Origin of the sequence: Algoriphagus sp. SE2 (assembly GCF_039563885.1) — a bacterium.
Taxonomy (GTDB): domain Bacteria; phylum Bacteroidota; class Bacteroidia; order Cytophagales; family Cyclobacteriaceae; genus Algoriphagus.
On record NZ_JBCLWJ010000001.1, the window covers coordinates 335,328 to 352,323 of the forward strand.

Here is a 16,996-nt window from a genome sequence, read left to right on the forward strand (position 1 = left end):
AAACTATTGTAAAAAAATTTTACTTTATAATACCTAAGCCTATTCTATGACAATCCAACAACTTGAATATTTAATCGCAGTAGACAAACATCGACATTTTGGACATGCCGCTGAAAGTTGTTTTGTGACGCAGCCTACCTTAAGTGCTCAATTAAGTAAGTTGGAAAGAGATCTTGGAGTTATTCTTTTTGATCGAAGCAAAATGCCAGTCATTCCAACTGAAATTGGGGTTCAAATTATCTCTCAGGCAAAAAAAGTTGTTTCCGAAAGTAAAGGAATTTTGGAATTAGTTGCCAACCTGAAAGGTGACATTTCAGGTGTAATTAAACTTGGTATAATTCCAACGTTAGCGCCTTACTTGCTTCATTTATTTATTAGAAACTTTCTGGAGAAGTATCCTAAAGTAAAAATGGAGGTACAGGAAATGGTAACGGAAGAGATAATCAGAAAGCTAAAAAATGATGAATTAGACCTTGGAATTGCTGTTACTCCGCTTCTTGAAAATGGTATCGTAGAAAAGCCGATGTTTTATGAAAAGTTTTACGCCTATCTATCTAAAGATCATCCCTTACTTAAAGAAAATCTATTTGAACCCGAAATGGTAAAACAAGAAGATCTATGGATTCTTCGGCAAGGTCATTGTTTTCGGGATCAGGTAATTAATCTCTGCGATCAGACCATGAGTGGGCCAAGTAATTTTCATTATGAAAGTGGATCGCTGGAAGGATTGAAAAATATGGTAAATAAGTATAAAGGTGTGACTTTACTTCCTGAGTTGGCTACTGTTGATCTTTCAGAGGAAGAAAAGTCCAGGATTAGACCTTTCGCAGGGGTGCCTCCAACAAGGGAGGTTAGTATTATTTTAAATAGGAGTTATTTAAAACAAAAATTGGTGGAGTTACTATATAATGAAATTACCGATTCTATTCCAAAGGAGATGACTTCAAAGGCTCACGGTAAAATTATTCGATTTAAGTAATTAAGGTTTTTTGGTCAAAACATAATGATCTGCTAAATCTCCGGTAATCATTTCGCCATTTTTATCAAGTTGCCAGATCCGGTTTTCTCCAACTTTAAACTGGTTGGGAGCGTATTTTACTCCTTCAAGAATTACTTTTGATCCCGTGTCATCCCATCTAAAATTGCCATTGAACGTTTCCTCCAAAGCATCATTTCTTCCCAAGTAATTGGTGACTATTGTATAAGTTAAATCATCGTTTAGAGTCAGGGTAGTTTCAATTCCCTCACAATCTGCACAAGGAACTATTCCGGAATAAGTACCATTCCAATCCAAAGAAGTCTTGGAGTTGTCTCCAATTGGAAGTCCTTCTTCGTTTATCGGGTTTTGTTCAACTGGGGTAGTCTCCTCAACTTTTACAGCTTGTTCTTGCTTACATGAAAAAAGAAAGGACGCTATTAGCAGAAACTTTAAATACTTCATTTTACTAAGATTTTGAACAAAGTTAGTCTTACAACCAAAACGACCAAAAAAGCTTTTCCCATAAAAAAAGAGAACTTATTTTAAGTTCTCCATAGAATAGGTCAATTCCAATTTTTATAATGCCTTAGGTTGATTGGTGGAACCATAACCCACAATTACAACATTTGTGATTTCATTTTTTTTCAAAAACTCACTTTGGCTGTAGTCTAATTTCGAAAGCCACATTTCGTTAATCATGGCATAATAATCTGCTCTCTTTTTGTACAATTGTGATGAATATGGATTGTCTTCAATGGCTTTATCTAACGCAGAAAGATGATCTACTTTCTCTTGTGTTTTATATTTTGTCATTGGGTTCTTGATTTACTCTTCTCCCTTGCTTAAAATGAATTCAAAAGACATCAAGTAATCTTCTCCTACTTTCTTTCCATCTAAATATGAAGGGGCCCAAGATTCCTTTACGATTTCATAGCTCATTAATACTTCTTCAGATAATTCTGGCACTCCAGAATATACTTTCGGTTCACCGATAGGGTAGCCTTTTTCGTCAATAGAAATAGATAAGGTTACGAATCCGGTTTTATCTTGAAGCCTTGCTTCAGTGGGGTATTTGACGTTTTTTGAAAACATCATATTCATTTGTCTTGGCCCTTTTGTAGTTTGAGCGAATACTCCAAAACCTATAAAGAATAGAAGGAGAAGAAATAGGCTTAATTTTTTCATCTTGTTATTGGTTTAGTATTAGTTCTACTAAACTATTGATTATGAGTTGTATAAAAAAATAAAAGTTAGTTAAAAAATGAGTTGTTCAAGATTTGTTGAAAACTCCAAAATGCCATAAAACACCTGCAGGATCATGTAAAAAAAACTCACTTCCCCAATCTTCTTTTTTTATAGTACTTAGTTTTACACCTTTGAATTTATCAGGAAGTCCGAGTATTTTCATCGCCTCCCAATAGGATTCTAAATTTTCCACTTCAAGGAAGATCATAGAATTTTCACACCATTCTTTAGAATAATAATCTTGTAAATAGAAACAGATATTTTCTTTGACAGTGACGAGAGAAAACCCTTTGCTTAATGGCTTTACTGTGAAGCCAAGCGTTTCGTAAAATTTTGTGCTTTCCTGAAAGTTTTTAGCTCCAATAAAAGTTCGAATAGATTTAGCAGGATGTATCATACGCCAAATTGGGTCAAATGATGATCCAAATGTTTATAAAATTGATTGTTCCATTCCTGAGTAGTCATTGGACCGAAAGAAATCGATTCTTTTCCATCAAAGTAATTAGGTCCATAATCAAAGGTCTTTTGGATGTAGGAGATTAATCTGTTTTTCTCATCTTCAAAATCCTTTCTATCGGAAATGATGAATTGTGGAGCCGTTCTTGAGTTTTTTGGATAAGGCTTCTCATTGACCACTCCATTTTTCACAAACGTTTTAAGAAGAAATCTTAAGAATGCATTTGGCTTGGGATGTTTGTTGGTATAGGCCATTTCATAGGCCACGCAGCAATGGGCAAGCATTTGATCTACAGTCATCTTTCCCCATTGAGCTTTTGTATCAGGGGTAAGTTTGTTGATTCTATTGATCAATTCCTCATGGACTTCTGGGTCAAAAATATTTTTCATAGTTCGCTTTGTTTATTCCAAATTATATAGTTTTCCTAAAATCGAAAGTCTGTAGAATAATAATTAAAAATAAATTGGTTTATAATATAAACTTATTTATGTTTGTATCATTATAGTCTAAAAAGCAAAATCAATGGAAAAAGAATTAAGCACAAATGAATCTCTTGCCATCATCACAGAGATGATCGGAAAGGCGAAAAGAGAAGCTGCCGGAGATGGTAGTTTTCAAGTTTTACTTTGGGGGTGGGTAATTTCACTTTGCAATTTGGGTCATTACGCATTAGAAAAAATGAGTTTTTCCCAACCTTACATCGTGTGGTTATTGGTAATTCCTGCTACGCTTATCAGCATTATTTATGGAATTAGAAAATCTAAAAATGCGAGGGTAAAAACACATCTAGACTTGGTAATAAATCAATTATGGATGGCAATTTTTGTAGGAATTATCATTGTTTTGGCATTTATGCCTGCCCTGCAATACAATCAAAGCCCAGTTATTTTGATTTTAGCAGCTTTGGGTATGTTTTCCACTGGAACATTAATCCGAGTTGGAATAGTGAAGATTGGTGGAATAATTTTGGCAGTGGCTGCAATTATTGCATTTACAATGCCGGTAACAGAACAGTATTTAGTGTCTGGGATTGCCATAGTTTTAGGATATCTTGTGCCCGGTTATTATTTGAAAAGAAATTATCGTGAGCGTGTTTAAGCCTTTAGACCCACTTCTTCATTCCCAATTAAGATTGGCGATTATGTCTCTTTTGCTAAGTGTAGAAGAGGCAGAGTTTACATTCTTAAAAGAAAAAACAGAGTCCACCGCAGGCAATTTAAGTGTGCAGCTGGATAAGCTTGAGAAGGCCGGATATATAAAAATCGAAAAATCCTTTAAAGGGAAAAGACCTTTGACAACTTGCCAGATCCAGCCAAAAGGAGTAAAAGCGTTTGAGGATTATGTTGAAAACCTTAAGAATTATATCAAGTAAAAAAATTTCTAACATTAGTTTATAAAATAAACCAGTTTACAAATGAAAAATACAATCTTTCTGTGGATGTTTTGTTTGCCATTGATGGTAAACGCTCAAAATTATGATCTCAATCTTGAGGCTCGTAATGAAGTTAAAAAATTGGATTTTCTGCTTGGGGAATGGTGTGGAAGTGGATGGATGCTAAATCAGAGCAGGGAGAAAATGAATTTTGAGCAAAATGAAACGGTCCAATTGAAAATCAATGGAACAGGAATCTTAATTGAGGGAATTGGTACTTCAGAAGGCCAAATCGTTCACAATGCCCTCGCAGTTATTACTATGGCGGAAGGAAATGGGGCATACAATTTTGATTCTTTCCTCCAAAGTAATCAGCATGGGACGTTTAAAGCAGAGCTAATTGAAGATGTACTATATTGGTATCCCACAGAAAATGTCCGATATGTGACCCGAATCAATGAAAGGGGTCAGTGGTTTGAAATAGGAGAAGCTCATGTTGGAGAAAATTGGTACCAGTTCTTCGAGATGACTTTGGATAAAAAGTAATTAATGGTCATTTTTCGAACTTCTTACAGTTTTAAGCAAGGGTTTTCCCTTGCTTTTTTTTTATTAGCTATCGAACTAAATTGTAAAACATTTTAATCTTGAAGCCATGAGAAATTTTTACTTCGGTTTATGTTTTACCGTAGTCAGTTTTCTGTCTATTCCGGTTATAGCCCAAGAAGAAGTAGAGGATGGAATAGAAATGGAAGAAGGTAAGCACAGTTTAGCCTTTATTCTGGGACATGCCAAAATAGGGCAAGGCCGAAATGCAGAAGGGGAAAAACAGTTTACAGTTGTACCATCTTTTGCTTTGGATTACAATTATTGGATTAGCGGAAAATTTGCTTTGGGCCTTCACACAGACTTCCTAAATGAAATTTTTTTCATTGAATCAGAATCTGAAGGAACTCTGATTGAGCGGGAAAGACCTATTGCTCCTGTTCTAATGGGAACCTTAAAACCCGGAGAGCACTGGTCTTTTGGTTTAGGTTTTGGAGGGGAATTTGTCGGAGGGGGAGAAACATATTTTGTTACTCGAATTGCAATAGAATATGGAGTGGAAATCCGAAATGGCTGGGAAGTTCTGGGTTCTTTAACTCAGGATTTAAGATCAAATGCCTATAACGTGACAGGTATAGGAATAGGGATAGCTAAAAAATTGTAGAAAAGGTTCCTAGCTTTTTAACAGATCATAAACTTGATTTTTGAAGATTATTACCTTTTCCTCATAAAGTTCCTCATCATCAATCATTGATAAATAATAATAGGCTCCTTCTACGACCACAAAAATCTGTTCTGAAAGAAGGGCTGTATTTTTCAGTTTTAACTTTTCATCTTGATCAAGGATTTCCTTTAAATTTTCACGTAGTTTCAAATGAAGGTTTCTATACTCTTTTTTAATTCTATCATTTCTGAAAATCAAACTAAAGCAGCTATAGAATACACCATCATCAATCAAAAGATTCCAATCTCTTGAAAACATTCGATCCACAAAAGTATGTGGGTCAGTGTAGTTTTGAACTCTTAGCTCTTTAATAATAGGAGTGTATATTTTTAATAATCTTTCGAGAATAAAGGAGATTAAATGAGAAATCAGAATTTCCTTTGTCGGGAAATAATGCATGATTAAACTGGGAGGCATTCCCAGGTGTTTTCCAATCTTTGCTATTGATGTATTTTCCAATCCATTTTCTTTAGCAAGTTCATAAAAACCTTCAATTATTTCCTTTTTTCTATCAATGGAAATCTTCGTAGTCATGTTAATAAAACATTATAGTTTTGTCAAATACGCCTTTTAATTATAGGATTTGCTTTATATTTAAGAATAACAATATATAATATTGAATGATCGTTCAATATATTTTTTTTATTCGAGACTAAAAAGAATCTATTTTGCTTGTTCAATATTTGTTTGGAAACAACATGATTAAATACTCCTTAAGCTTATGAATAGAAGAAAGTTTTTAGCCAAAACCACTTTAGCATCTGCAGCAGTAGCAATTCCTGATAATGTATTGGCTTCTAACAAGAAGCCAACCTTAAAGATAGCTCATATAACAGATGTACACATCAGACCCGAGGAAGAGATTCCTAAAAGGGCTATCGATTGGTTGACAAAGGTAAAAGCACATCAGCCAGATTTCTATCTTAATGGGGGCGATAGCATTCACGATGCTTCTTATGATGATGTGTCAAAAAACCGGGTTTTGGAACAGTGGGAGGTTTGGGACCTATTTCGAAACCAAATTTCTGAATCAAAAGTCTATAGTTGCATCGGTAATCATGATCCTTGGTGGGATGTTCCCGATAAAGAGAAAAACCCTATGTATGGAAAGCCCTATGTTGTAAAAAGACTAGGTATGCCATCTCCATATTATAGTTTCAATGAAAAAAATTGGCATTTTATCATTTTAGACGGAAACCATGAAGGGATCAGTTTAGGTGAAGAACAAATGCAATGGTTAATAAATGATTTGGAAAACATTCCTTTGAATACTCCTACTTTGATCATGTCACATTTTCCCATCACATCTATAACCAATGCTTTGGTGGGAGGACAACACAAAGATCATAAGGAGTTGAAAAAGCATTTTTATAAACATCGAGATAAGGTTCGTGTATGTTTAAGTGGTCATCAACATCTATTGGACAGGACTTGGTATAATGATGTCCATTATTTTTGCAATGGATCTCTAAGTGGGTTTTGGTGGGGAGAAGGAGATGAAGAGTCTGCTGGAAAGCAATATTATTTAGAAACACCACCGGGATATGCTATTTTGCAATTATATGAAGATGGAAGTGTTGAGAATGAATATTTTCCTCTTGTTTAAAATTTTCGATAAAAAAACATTCAGGGACCACCAATATTTGGCGTTTTTTTATTTCCAATAAAATCGAACTCCACAAAAATGTACCCTCGTATAAGCAAATTTTTAATTGAAAAAATCAAAAATAACTTTGTATTAATGCATCATTGAATTAATATTAAATTATGCATTTCAGTATTAAATTTTTATTACTATCCATTTAATTCAATTTTAATTGTTTTGAATTGTGAAAAACAGTATTTAATATTGAATGAATATTCAATAAATTTTGATTTTTAATTTGGTCAATGGAGGCCTGTTTTTGTCATAGAATTCTGGAGATATTTTAAATTAATTTATAAGAAATGGAACAAATTTTACACAGAAAGTTTAACCCAAGCATCTTTAAAAGGGGTTTGGGACTTCTGGTTTTAGTGATCCTGACAGTCTCTTTTGAGGCATTTGCTCAAACCCAGATAAGAGGAACAATTACCGACAAGGAGGGTCTCGGTATTCCTGGAGTATCTATATTGGAAAAAGGAACTCAAAATGGTACCATTACGGATCTTGATGGATCATATGTAATTGGTGTTTCTAGTGACGATGCTATTTTGGTTTTTTCGTTCATCGGATACAAAACAGTTGAACAACCAGTAAGCGGTAAAAGTATAATTGACCTCACTTTTGAAGAAGAAGATACCTTACTGGAACAGGTAGTCGTGGTTGGTTATGGTACGCAGAAGAAGGTGAATGTTACTGGTGCAGTAGATCAATTGGCTGGAGAAGATATTGCAGACCGACCTATTGCAAATGTAATGCAAGGTCTCCAAGGAATGAGCCCAGGATTGAATATCACTTATCAAGGTGGTAGACCTGGTTCAATTCCAGACATCAATATACGTGGTTTTACCTCGATCAATGGTGGTGGTCCTTTAATTGTAATAGATGGAATTGCTGGAAATAACAGTGATTTACTTCGATTAAACCCAGCAGACATTGAATCTTATTCTGTTTTACGTGATGCTGCTTCAGCGGCAATTTATGGAGCTAGAGCCGCTTTTGGTGTAATTCTAATTACGACCAAGAAAGGTGTTGAGGGAACCCAAAGGATTACATACAACAATTACTTTGCCTGGGGAAGGCCATCTGTATTACCAGAACCTGTTACAGACCCATATATTCACTCAAGAGTATTGGAAACATCGACCAATAATACACCTTGGGATTACGTAAATTATTCAGACGCACACTATCAATGGGCAAAAGAAAGATCTGAAAATCCTTCCATAGAAGACACAAGAATTGACCCTAATAATCCCAATCGATGGGCATATATGGGGAATTATGATTGGTACGATTACTTTTTTAACAAATCCAGCTTTTCTACAAACCATAGTTTAGCAATAAGTGGAAATAGTGGGGGAAAAATGCCACTTGGGTATTATGTCTCCGGAGATTATACCAAGGAAAATGGTCTAAATAAACTGGCAGATGATTATTGGAACAGATACTCCCTGAGGGCTCGTGTCACCGCTAAACCACTGAAATGGTTAAACATTGATAACAACCTAAATATTTACCAAACAGAAAGGGAAGACCCGACCAATAATATTACAAGTGTCTACAATTTGAGACCAATTGATGTTGCAGTAAATCCAGATGGAACTTGGGCAAATACCGAAACAGGTCGATTAGCTGCACGATTAGTAGATGGAGGTGAGAACCAAGAAAACATGTTTGGTTTCCAAAATATTTTAGGTGCTACGGCTACTTTTCTTGATGGTGATTTAAGTTTCAATGGTACTGCAAGTTTTAAAAGAGAACAATGGAAATATCATTGGGATAGGAAAAAGTATAACATTGGTTTTGGGCCTGAAGATATCAGAACTGAAGGTGGAGATGGCTCTGTAATCGAAAGAAACGGGTCTTTAAATACTACAATTTTGGACTTCTATGCTAAGTATTCAAAAACGCTTGGAAAGCATAATTTCAATATTTTAGCAGGTTACAACCAAGAGAATTATGATTACTCGACTATACAAGCAGAAAGAAGAGTTTTGATTTCATCTTCTCTTCCTTATATAGGTTTGACCACGGGTGACTCATTTATCACGCCATCTTATAGCGCTTACGCTTTAAGAAGTTTGTTCGGTAGAATTAATTATACCTTTAATGAAAAGTATATTCTTGAAGTAAATGGCCGTTATGATGGATCTTCAAGATTCCCTAGTGATAACAGATTTGGCTTCTTCCCATCAGTATCCGGTTCTTGGTTAATGATGGATGAAGATTTCTTCCAACCTTTAACTAGTGTAGTATCGACCTTTAAATTAAGAGCATCCTATGGTAGCTTGGGTAATCAAAATGTAGCCAACTTTGGATACATCCAAGCCCTGCCTACCAATCTATCAAGTTATTTAATAGACGGAAGCAAGAGAACCATCATTAGTTCCGCGCCTTCTTTGGCAGTTGATCCAAATTTCTATACTTGGGAAAAAGTAGTATCAACAAATGTTGGTATTGACTTTGGAATGTTTGGAGATAGAATCACCGGTACTTTTGATTATTTCATCCGAGATACAAAAGGGATGTTAACTGATCCGGTTGAACTTCCAGGCGTGTTGGGTACAGCCCCTCCAAAGCAAAATGCTGCTGATTTAAGAACAAAAGGTTTTGACCTTTCAATAGGCTATAGAGATCAGGTAGGAAGTACTTCTAATCCAGTACAATTTGGTGTGAAGATGATCTTGTCTGATTCCCGATCAACAATTACGAAATTCCAAAATGAACAAAATCTCTTCTCCAATTGGAGAGTAGGTCAGGAAGTAGGTGAAATTTGGGGATTGCAAAATGATGGACTTTTTGAAAATGAGGATGAAATCGCCAATCTCGATCAAACAAGTATTATTCCATGGGGAGCCTTAGACATTGTTCCAGGATGGCCTAAATATGTTGACCTGGATAACGATGGGAAAATAGAAAGAGGACAGACTTCTGACGACCCAAAAGATCTCAAGCTCATCGGAAACGCTACACCTAGATACAGATACGGTGCTAATATTGATGTGAGCTGGAGTGGATTTGATTTATCAATCTTCATGCAGGGAGTTGGTCAAAGAGATTATTATCCTCAATACTATTTATTCTGGGGCCCATATCAACAACCTTATGGAAATGTTTATCCATGGAACCTTGACTTCTATAGAGGGCAGGCAGATGGTGCTGATTTAATGGCTCAGCATTCTCAGTCTTATATTGATGCAGGTCTTGCCGACCAAAACCTTGATTCTGAATACCCAGTGCTTCAGTCATGGTTGGCTGATAATAACTACGGTTCAGGTCTTGATATTCCACAGACCAAATATTTATTGAGTGGTGCCTATTTAAGACTTAAAAACATCACGTTGGGCTATACTTTACCACAACCTCTTCTTGACAAATTAAATGTGAATAGAGTAAGACTTTATGTTACAGGTGAAAATGTATTTGAGTTTTCTTCTATCAACACTTTTGTAGATCCTGAGGCAATTAACTCTAGTGCAAGAGGTGCTTTTGCTTATCCTTTCCAAAGGAAATTTGCTTTTGGAGTTAACATAGATCTGTAATTAAGAAATGAATAATATCATGAAAAAATATATCCTTTATTTATGTGCAGCTATGGTATTGGCTTCATGTAACGATGATTTTCTGGATAAATATCCACAGACTTCAGTTGCTCCGGAAGAGTTTTTCAAAACTGAAGAAGATTTGGAATTGTACGTAAATGGTCTGCTTACGATGGCAGGTCCTGGAAACTACTTAGCTGACCAGAGTAGTGATAATCTTGCGACTACTGGTGCTATTGAAATTAAAAATATCATGACTGGTACTCCTAGTTCCCAGACCGTTACAGGTGGTTGGAATTGGGGTACGCTAAGAAATATTAATTATTTCCTTGATAATTATACAAAAGCTACTGGGTCTGAAGACGGAATTGCACATTATGTTGGACTGGCTAGATATTACAGAGCACTCTTTTATTTTGATATGGTAAAAAGATACTCTGATGTTCCATGGTATGAAACAACGCTAAATCCTGGGGATGAAGATTTATATAAGCCAAGAGATTCCCGTGAAATGGTAATGTCAAAGGTGATGGAGGATCTTGATTTTGCTATGGCCAATGTAAGAGAATCTGTACCAACTGGAACACCAAACGTTTGGGCAGTAAAAGCTTTTACTGCAAGAGTAGCTCTACACGAAGGCACGTATAGAAAATATCATTCAGAATTAGGTTTGGAAGGAAGCGCCAACCAATTTCTGGAAAAAGCTAGAGATGTTGCGGTAGAAATCATGAACTCTGGGCTTTACTCTATTTATAATTCAGGGAATCCAGAAAGTGATTACGGGTCTCTTTTCGGTGCTCAAAATTTGGTAGGAAATCCAGAGGTGATACTTGCTAATATCTATGATTTAAATAAGGACAGAGGTTCAAATAACAACACCGTGATTTTTGGAGATTATGAGCAATCCCCCACTAAAGATCTTGTCTTAAGTTATTTATTAAGAGATGGATCGAGATTTACTGAAATGGAAGGTTTTGACAAAATGGGTTTTGTGGATGAATTCCAAAATCGGGATCCAAGATTAAGCCAAACAGTAGTCTATCCTGGTTGGGTGAGACAGCCAGAAACAGATCCTTATATTCAGACATTAAGTAAAAACTTTACAGGTTATCACCAATTAAAAGGGTATGTGAATAGCATTGACAATGTAGAGGTCTCTAGTGATGACTTCCCGGTTTATAGATATGCAGAAATTTTGCTGATTTATGCTGAGGCAAAAGCAGAATTAAATGAGTTGAACCAGGGAGATTTGGATATGTCCGTAAATCTATTGCGTCAAAGAGCAGGGATGCCAAACTTGGAAATGTCTGCGGCAAATGCAGATCCAGACCCATTTTTGATGGAAAAATATCCTTCAGTTACTGGTGCGAATCAAGGAGCACTACTTGAGATTAGAAGAGAGAGGCGCGTAGAAATGGCTCTTGAGGGCTATAGATATGATGATCTGATGAGATGGAATTCAGGGAAGTTACTGGAAATTATACCTTCAGGAATGTATTTCTCCGGTCTAGGGAAGTTTGATATGACAGGAGACGGAATTGAAGATATTATTTTGGTTGATAAAGATAGCTCAATTCCAGTGGGAGATGATAAAGAGAAAAATAGCCTTGGCGTTGCACTGATCTATTACAAGGCAGGAACGATCGAGGAAAATGTTGATGTTTTCTTGTCCAATGGAGAAAATGGTGGAAATATGGTGACCGAGACAAAAGAAAGGAATTTTGTTGAGCCTAAATATTATTACAGACCAGTTCCTATTCAGCAGGTAACCCTTAACCCAAATCTGACACAAATATTCGGTTGGGACTAAAATTAGTTTTTGGAATGTGGAGCTCGGTTTGAAAATCGGGCTCCCTCCATTTATTCAAAAGAAGGAATGAAGAAATTATTACTTGCGGCATGCCTCGGTTTTGCTGTTTTACAATCTTGTACTACCGATGAAAAGCAAGAACCCCGATCAAAAAAAGTAATTTTTGTTATAGTTGACGGAATCCCAGATGATGTTATTGATTCAGTAGAAACCCCAAATTTGGATAAAATTATAGCAAAAGGAGGTATTACAAAAGCAACGATGGGTGGTGAAAAAGATGGCTATAGCCAGACTCCCACAATTTCTGCTGTAGGTTATAATTCGCTCCTTACAGGAGTCTGGGCGAATAAGCACAATGTTTGGGGAAATGGAATAAAGGACCCAAACTACAATTACCCAACAATCTTTAGAATTTATAAAGACCAGCATCCTGAAGGAAAGATCGGGATCTTTTCAACCTGGTTGGATAACCGTACCAAATTGGCTGGAGACGGACTTCCTCAAACTGGGAATTTGACGATAGACTATCATTTTGATGGATTAGAACTCGATACGGTGAATTATCCACACGACGAAGAAAGAAATTATATTCATTTAATCGATGAGGAAGTATCCAAGGAAGCTGCAAAGGAAATATCAGAAAAAGCTCCAGATTTATCTTGGTTATATCTGGAATATACTGACGATATGTCCCATAGATTTGGAAACAGCCCTCAATTTGTAGATGCAGTAAAAAAAGCGGACGTTCAAATAGGAAGAGTTTGGGATGCGATTAAACAAAGAGAAGCCTCTTTTAAGGAAGATTGGTTGATCGTAATTACCACAGACCATGGTAGAGAAGATAGCGGCTATGGACATGGAGGTCAAAGTGATCGAGAACGCAGTATTTGGATTGCAACCAACGCAAAAAATTTAAATTCTCATTTTGGTGAAATCGGTCAAACTGTAGATATACTACCTTCCATTGCAAACTTCATGGGATTAAATATTCCAAAGGATCAGGCAATGGAACTAGATGGTGTCCCATTTATAGGAGAAGTAAATGCCAGCAATTTCAAAGCAGAAAAAAACGGAGATCAAATTTTCCTTACCTGGAAATCACTTCCAAATTTAGGCAAAGGAAAAATATGGATTAGCACAACTAACAATTTTAAAACTGGAGGAAAAGACAGTTATGAATTGATAGGAGAAGTGGATCTCAAGGAGGAGAGTTATTCCTTTTTACCAGAGAACAAGAATTCTGAGTTCTACAAAGTGGTCTTAGAAACACCTTCGGGGTATTTGAATTATTGGATTATTGAGGAATAAGAAATAGAGAGCTTTCAAATGCAAGGAGAACTTATCATTTCTTACTAATGGAAAATCAATGAAGTACGATTATATAATTGTTGGGGGCGGCTCAGCTGGAGCTGTTCTTACCAACCGGCTAAGTGAAGACCCATCAAATGAAGTATTGGTTTTAGAGGCAGGAAAGCCTGACTATAAATTGGATTTTAGAATCCATATGCCTGCAGCGCTTACTTATTTGCTTACTGGTACAAATTACAACTGGGGATATTCTTCGGATCCCGAGCCATATATGAACAATCGAAGAATCGCTCAACCAAGAGGAAAGGTTTTAGGGGGTTCGTCTTGTATCAATGGAATGATCTGGATTCGTGGGAATGCAATGGATTATGAAAAATGGTCAAAAGACAAAGGGCTTGAAAATTGGGATTATGCACATTGCCTCCCTTATTTTAAAAAGGTAGAAGATAGACTTATCGGCGGAGATAAATACAGAGGAGATAAGGGTAACCTTAAATTAACGACCCCGGAATGCTCTAATCCACTTTTCAAAGCGTTTTTTGATTCTGTACAGGAAGCCGGTTATCCAATTACTGATGATGTCAATGGATACCAACAAGAAGGGTTTGGTAAATTTGATCAAACGATATATAGGTCCAGAAGATTAAACGCAGCCCGAGCATATATTCATCCTGTAAAACATCGTAAAAACTTAAAAGTTGAAACGCAGGCAATGGTTATGCGAATCCTTTTTGAAGGGAAAAAAGCCATCGGAGTAGAATACAAAAAAGGAGGTCAGGTTAAGCAAGTCTTTGCCAAAGAAATTATTTTATGTGGAGGTGCTATAAATTCCCCTCAGTTGTTGCAGCTTTCTGGAGTAGGAAATGCTGACCACCTGAAAAGTTTGGGGATTCCTGTTGTCCATGATTTACCTGGCGTAGGCGAAGATCTCCAGGATCATTTGGAAGTTTATGTTCAATGGGCCTGTAAAAAACCAGTTAGTTTATTCCCGGCACTTAACCCCTGGAAGGCACCGAAAATTGGCTTTGATTGGTTATTTAGACGAAAGGGTTTGGGAGCATCAAATCATTTTGAAGCAGGAGGCTTTATTCGCAGCAATGATTCTGTAGAATATCCAAACCTTCAGTTTCACTTTTTACCATTGGCTATCAGATATGATGGAACCGCACCAAAGGAAGGACATGGATTCCAACTTCATGTAGGCCCAATGAATACTGATGTTAGAGGAAGAATTAAAATCAAATCTGCCGACCCTACTGAATATCCAAGTATTTTGTTCAATTATCTTTCTACTGAAAAAGAAAGGAAAGAATGGATTGAAGCAATTCGATTATCCAGGAAAATCATTGAAACAAATGCAATGAGTGAGCTAAGGGGTAAGGAATTGTCTCCGGGAAAGGAGGTCCAAACGGATGAGCAGATTTTGGACTTTGTCGCAAAAGAAGGCGAGAGTGCTTACCATCCTTGCTCTACCTGTAGAATGGGTGTTGGTCCAATGGATGTAATTGATCCAAAAACTATGAAAGTACATGGTGTAGAAAATCTTAGAGTAGTAGATGCTTCGGTTTTCCCATATGTCACCAATGGTAATATTTATTCTCCGGTCATGATGGTCGCTGAAAAAGCAGCAGATATGATTCTTGGGAAAACGCCATTAGAAGCTGAAAATGTTCCTTATTTCAAAATATCAGCTCCTGAGGAGAAAAAAGAAGCGATTTCAAAAGAGTAAGTTTAAAAAATCCAAAGTTTCAAGCCTTGAGTAAAACTCTACTCGAGGCTTGATTTATTTTCTAAATGATATTTTTTAAGAGCCTTTAAGATAGAGAAACAGACAAGGATCATAAGGATGCAAACTGGCAATCCTGTCACTAAAGCTCCCGTTTGGAGAGCAATAAGCCCACCCCCCAATACTAATACAGCAGCGACAGCCCCTTCTATTAAAGCCCAGAATATTCGGAGTTTTACAGGAGTATCATCCCTGCCTCCGCTTGTTATAAAATCTATGACTAAAGAGCCACTATCAGAAGAAGTCACAAAAAAGATGATGCCCGCTAATACCACGAAGAAAATACTCAAATACGGAAGAGGGAAAAGTTCAAGTAGTGAATAGAGACCTGTATTAATATTTTCCTGAACAGCCTCACTAATACCCCCTGGCCCAAATAACTCTACATAAAAAGCAGTATTTCCAAAAATAGAAATCCAGATAATACTAGCTGCCGTTGGTCCAAGTAAAACTCCCATCATAAATTCTCGGATGCTTCTGCCTCTTGAAATTCTTGCAATGAATAGTCCAACAAATGGAGCCCAGGCAAACCACCAGGCCCAATAAAAGAAAGTCCAACTGTCCATCCAATGGGTGCCTCGATAGACCTCCATCCAAGTTGCTGTGCCTATCAGGCTTTGGAGATAAGACCCGGTGCTCTGAACTGTCGATCCAAGTATAAATAAAGTAGGCCCAACGATTACCATGAAAAGCATTAAAGCAATGGCCATCATAGAAGCAATTTTACTTAAAATCTGAATCCCATTATGTAATCCCGAGACAACTGACGCCGTGGCAAAAAGGGTGATAATCCCAATTAGTACTACTTGGATCTCAGCCCCAATTGCAATATTGAACAGATAATTGAGACCAGAATTTATATGTTGGATTCCTAGACCTAGCGTGGTTGCTAAACCAAACAATGTGGCTACTACGGCCATCGTGTCAATAAAATGTCCAATTGGTCCCTTCAGTCGATCTCCTAATAGGGGATAAAGAATCCATCGAACTCCAAGTGGTAATCCTTTATTGTATTTAAAGAACGCAATGGATAAACCCATTAAGGCATAAACTCCCCACCCATGCAAACCCCAATGCAGATAAGAAAGATTTAGCGCATTTTTGGCTGCTTGTAGTGTTCCTGCTTCTCCATAGGGAGGATTTGAAAAATGGCTGACAGGTTCTGCTACAGCATAAAACATCAGGACCAATCCTATTCCAGCATTGAATAACATACTTAGCCAGGCCCAAGTACTGAATTCCGGTTTTGAATACTTTCCTCCTAATCTTATGTTTTTGTAACGACTGAAGGCAAGGTAAATACAGAATATCAATATAACATTAACTGCCAGGACGTATAGCCAACCGAAACTAGTAGAAATAAAAGCTTGAAGGGATTCGAATAAATCTCCTACGGACTCTTGAAAGATTAAGGTGAGTGTGACAAATAGAACAATTAAACCTGCAGAGGGGAAAAAAACCCAGGGTTGAATGCTCTTTAAAAAGGGTACTTGGGTACTTTTTGAATCTTTGATAATTAGGGATGGTTTTTCGGCTAATTTAACCCATTTCCTATCACTATGGAAATATAAGTGAGCTTATCTAA

Annotated in this window: 17 protein-coding genes; 10 read left to right on the plus strand and 7 right to left on the minus strand. The window is 36.7% G+C overall.

All coding sequences use genetic code 11. The annotated features are described in order from the left end of the window. The first annotated feature begins 46 nt into the window (after window positions 1-46). A complete protein-coding gene (locus AAGF08_RS01375) occupies window positions 47-979 on the plus strand; it encodes a LysR substrate-binding domain-containing protein (protein ID WP_343509105.1) in 933 nt (310 codons plus the stop codon). On the opposite strand, the gene AAGF08_RS01380 is transcribed toward AAGF08_RS01375, so the two are convergent. The 5 genes from AAGF08_RS01380 to AAGF08_RS01400 all read right to left on the minus strand — a co-directional run bounded on the left by AAGF08_RS01380 (window position 980) and on the right by AAGF08_RS01400 (window position 3,070). Then, the gene (locus AAGF08_RS01380) at window positions 980-1,441 is read right to left on the minus strand and encodes a copper resistance protein NlpE (RefSeq protein ID WP_343509106.1); all 462 of its coding nucleotides are present in this window, start codon (window positions 1,439-1,441) and stop codon (window positions 980-982) included. A 114-nt stretch (window positions 1,442-1,555) separates the two neighbouring features. After that, window positions 1,556-1,792, minus strand: a complete 237-nt coding sequence (locus tag AAGF08_RS01385; RefSeq protein ID WP_343509107.1) for a hypothetical protein — start codon at window positions 1,790-1,792, stop codon at window positions 1,556-1,558. Window positions 1,793-1,804: 12 nt separating this feature from the next. Then, on the minus strand, window positions 1,805-2,164 hold the full coding sequence (locus tag AAGF08_RS01390; RefSeq protein ID WP_343509108.1) for an energy transducer TonB: 360 nt from the start codon (window positions 2,162-2,164) through the stop codon (window positions 1,805-1,807). Between the two features lie 85 nt (window positions 2,165-2,249). Beyond that, window positions 2,250-2,621 carry a glyoxalase gene (locus AAGF08_RS01395; protein WP_343509109.1) on the minus strand — a complete coding sequence of 124 codons (372 nt, stop codon included), beginning with the start codon at window positions 2,619-2,621 and terminating at the stop codon, window positions 2,250-2,252. Beyond that, window positions 2,618-3,070 (minus strand): DUF1569 domain-containing protein, encoded by a 453-nt coding sequence (locus AAGF08_RS01400; RefSeq protein WP_343509110.1) that lies wholly within the window; start codon window positions 3,068-3,070, stop codon window positions 2,618-2,620. The genes AAGF08_RS01395 and AAGF08_RS01400 overlap by 4 nt, the downstream gene beginning before the upstream one ends. 133 nt (window positions 3,071-3,203) lie before the next feature. Here AAGF08_RS01400 and AAGF08_RS01405 point away from each other — a divergent pair, with 133 nt between their 5' ends. The 4 genes from AAGF08_RS01405 to AAGF08_RS01420 all read left to right on the plus strand — a co-directional run bounded on the left by AAGF08_RS01405 (window position 3,204) and on the right by AAGF08_RS01420 (window position 5,260). Beyond that, a complete protein-coding gene (locus tag AAGF08_RS01405) occupies window positions 3,204-3,779 on the plus strand; it encodes a hypothetical protein (RefSeq protein WP_343509111.1) in 576 nt (191 codons plus the stop codon). After that, window positions 3,772-4,053 (plus strand): transcriptional regulator, encoded by a 282-nt coding sequence (locus AAGF08_RS01410; RefSeq protein WP_343509112.1) that lies wholly within the window; start codon window positions 3,772-3,774, stop codon window positions 4,051-4,053. Before AAGF08_RS01405 ends, AAGF08_RS01410 begins: the two co-directional genes overlap by 8 nt. 42 nt (window positions 4,054-4,095) lie before the next feature. Beyond that, window positions 4,096-4,599: a hypothetical protein gene (locus tag AAGF08_RS01415; protein ID WP_343509113.1), complete on the plus strand. Its 504-nt coding sequence runs from the start codon at window positions 4,096-4,098 to the stop codon at window positions 4,597-4,599. Window positions 4,600-4,705: 106 nt separating this feature from the next. Continuing rightward, on the plus strand, window positions 4,706-5,260 hold the full coding sequence (locus AAGF08_RS01420; RefSeq protein WP_343509114.1) for a hypothetical protein: 555 nt from the start codon (window positions 4,706-4,708) through the stop codon (window positions 5,258-5,260). 9 nt (window positions 5,261-5,269) lie between these two features. Here AAGF08_RS01420 and AAGF08_RS01425 read toward each other — a convergent pair whose 3' ends face one another. Then, window positions 5,270-5,854, minus strand: a complete 585-nt coding sequence (locus AAGF08_RS01425; RefSeq protein WP_343509115.1) for a TetR family transcriptional regulator — start codon at window positions 5,852-5,854, stop codon at window positions 5,270-5,272. Between the two features lie 187 nt (window positions 5,855-6,041). Between AAGF08_RS01425 and AAGF08_RS01430 the strand changes: the two genes are divergently transcribed. The 5 genes from AAGF08_RS01430 (at window position 6,042) to betA (ending at window position 15,354) form a co-directional block, all read left to right on the plus strand. Further along, a complete protein-coding gene (locus AAGF08_RS01430) occupies window positions 6,042-6,926 on the plus strand; it encodes a metallophosphoesterase (protein ID WP_343509116.1) in 885 nt (294 codons plus the stop codon). Window positions 6,927-7,267: 341 nt separating this feature from the next. Then, complete coding sequence (locus AAGF08_RS01435) at window positions 7,268-10,507, plus strand: TonB-dependent receptor (RefSeq protein WP_343509117.1); 3,240 nt, start codon at window positions 7,268-7,270, stop codon at window positions 10,505-10,507. A 19-nt stretch (window positions 10,508-10,526) separates the two neighbouring features. Beyond that, window positions 10,527-12,317 carry a RagB/SusD family nutrient uptake outer membrane protein gene (locus tag AAGF08_RS01440; RefSeq protein WP_343509118.1) on the plus strand — a complete coding sequence of 597 codons (1,791 nt, stop codon included), beginning with the start codon at window positions 10,527-10,529 and terminating at the stop codon, window positions 12,315-12,317. A gap of 66 nt (window positions 12,318-12,383) precedes the next feature. Further along, window positions 12,384-13,625: an alkaline phosphatase family protein gene (locus tag AAGF08_RS01445; RefSeq protein WP_343509119.1), complete on the plus strand. Its 1,242-nt coding sequence runs from the start codon at window positions 12,384-12,386 to the stop codon at window positions 13,623-13,625. A gap of 58 nt (window positions 13,626-13,683) precedes the next feature. Next, window positions 13,684-15,354, plus strand: coding sequence for a choline dehydrogenase (betA, locus tag AAGF08_RS01450; RefSeq protein WP_343509120.1), 1,671 nt, complete (start codon window positions 13,684-13,686; stop codon window positions 15,352-15,354). A 38-nt stretch (window positions 15,355-15,392) separates the two neighbouring features. On the opposite strand, the gene AAGF08_RS01455 is transcribed toward betA, so the two are convergent. Next, on the minus strand, window positions 15,393-16,928 hold the full coding sequence (locus AAGF08_RS01455) for a BCCT family transporter (protein WP_343509287.1): 1,536 nt from the start codon (window positions 16,926-16,928) through the stop codon (window positions 15,393-15,395). Window positions 16,929-16,996 lie beyond the last annotated feature (68 nt).

Coding starts and splice junctions, on each gene's coding strand:
- AAGF08_RS01375 (WP_343509105.1), top strand. CDS start 47: ATGACAATCCAACAACTTGAATATTTAATCGCAGTAGACAAACATCGA.
- AAGF08_RS01380 (WP_343509106.1), bottom strand. CDS start 1,441: ATGAAGTATTTAAAGTTTCTGCTAATAGCGTCCTTTCTTTTTTCATGT.
- AAGF08_RS01385 (WP_343509107.1), bottom strand. CDS start 1,792: ATGACAAAATATAAAACACAAGAGAAAGTAGATCATCTTTCTGCGTTA.
- AAGF08_RS01390 (WP_343509108.1), bottom strand. CDS start 2,164: ATGAAAAAATTAAGCCTATTTCTTCTCCTTCTATTCTTTATAGGTTTT.
- AAGF08_RS01395 (WP_343509109.1), bottom strand. CDS start 2,621: ATGATACATCCTGCTAAATCTATTCGAACTTTTATTGGAGCTAAAAAC.
- AAGF08_RS01400 (WP_343509110.1), bottom strand. CDS start 3,070: ATGAAAAATATTTTTGACCCAGAAGTCCATGAGGAATTGATCAATAGA.
- AAGF08_RS01405 (WP_343509111.1), top strand. CDS start 3,204: ATGGAAAAAGAATTAAGCACAAATGAATCTCTTGCCATCATCACAGAG.
- AAGF08_RS01415 (WP_343509113.1), top strand. CDS start 4,096: ATGAAAAATACAATCTTTCTGTGGATGTTTTGTTTGCCATTGATGGTA.
- AAGF08_RS01420 (WP_343509114.1), top strand. CDS start 4,706: ATGAGAAATTTTTACTTCGGTTTATGTTTTACCGTAGTCAGTTTTCTG.
- AAGF08_RS01425 (WP_343509115.1), bottom strand. CDS start 5,854: ATGACTACGAAGATTTCCATTGATAGAAAAAAGGAAATAATTGAAGGT.
- AAGF08_RS01430 (WP_343509116.1), top strand. CDS start 6,042: ATGAATAGAAGAAAGTTTTTAGCCAAAACCACTTTAGCATCTGCAGCA.
- AAGF08_RS01435 (WP_343509117.1), top strand. CDS start 7,268: ATGGAACAAATTTTACACAGAAAGTTTAACCCAAGCATCTTTAAAAGG.
- AAGF08_RS01440 (WP_343509118.1), top strand. CDS start 10,527: ATGAAAAAATATATCCTTTATTTATGTGCAGCTATGGTATTGGCTTCA.
- AAGF08_RS01445 (WP_343509119.1), top strand. CDS start 12,384: ATGAAGAAATTATTACTTGCGGCATGCCTCGGTTTTGCTGTTTTACAA.
- betA (WP_343509120.1), top strand. CDS start 13,684: ATGAAGTACGATTATATAATTGTTGGGGGCGGCTCAGCTGGAGCTGTT.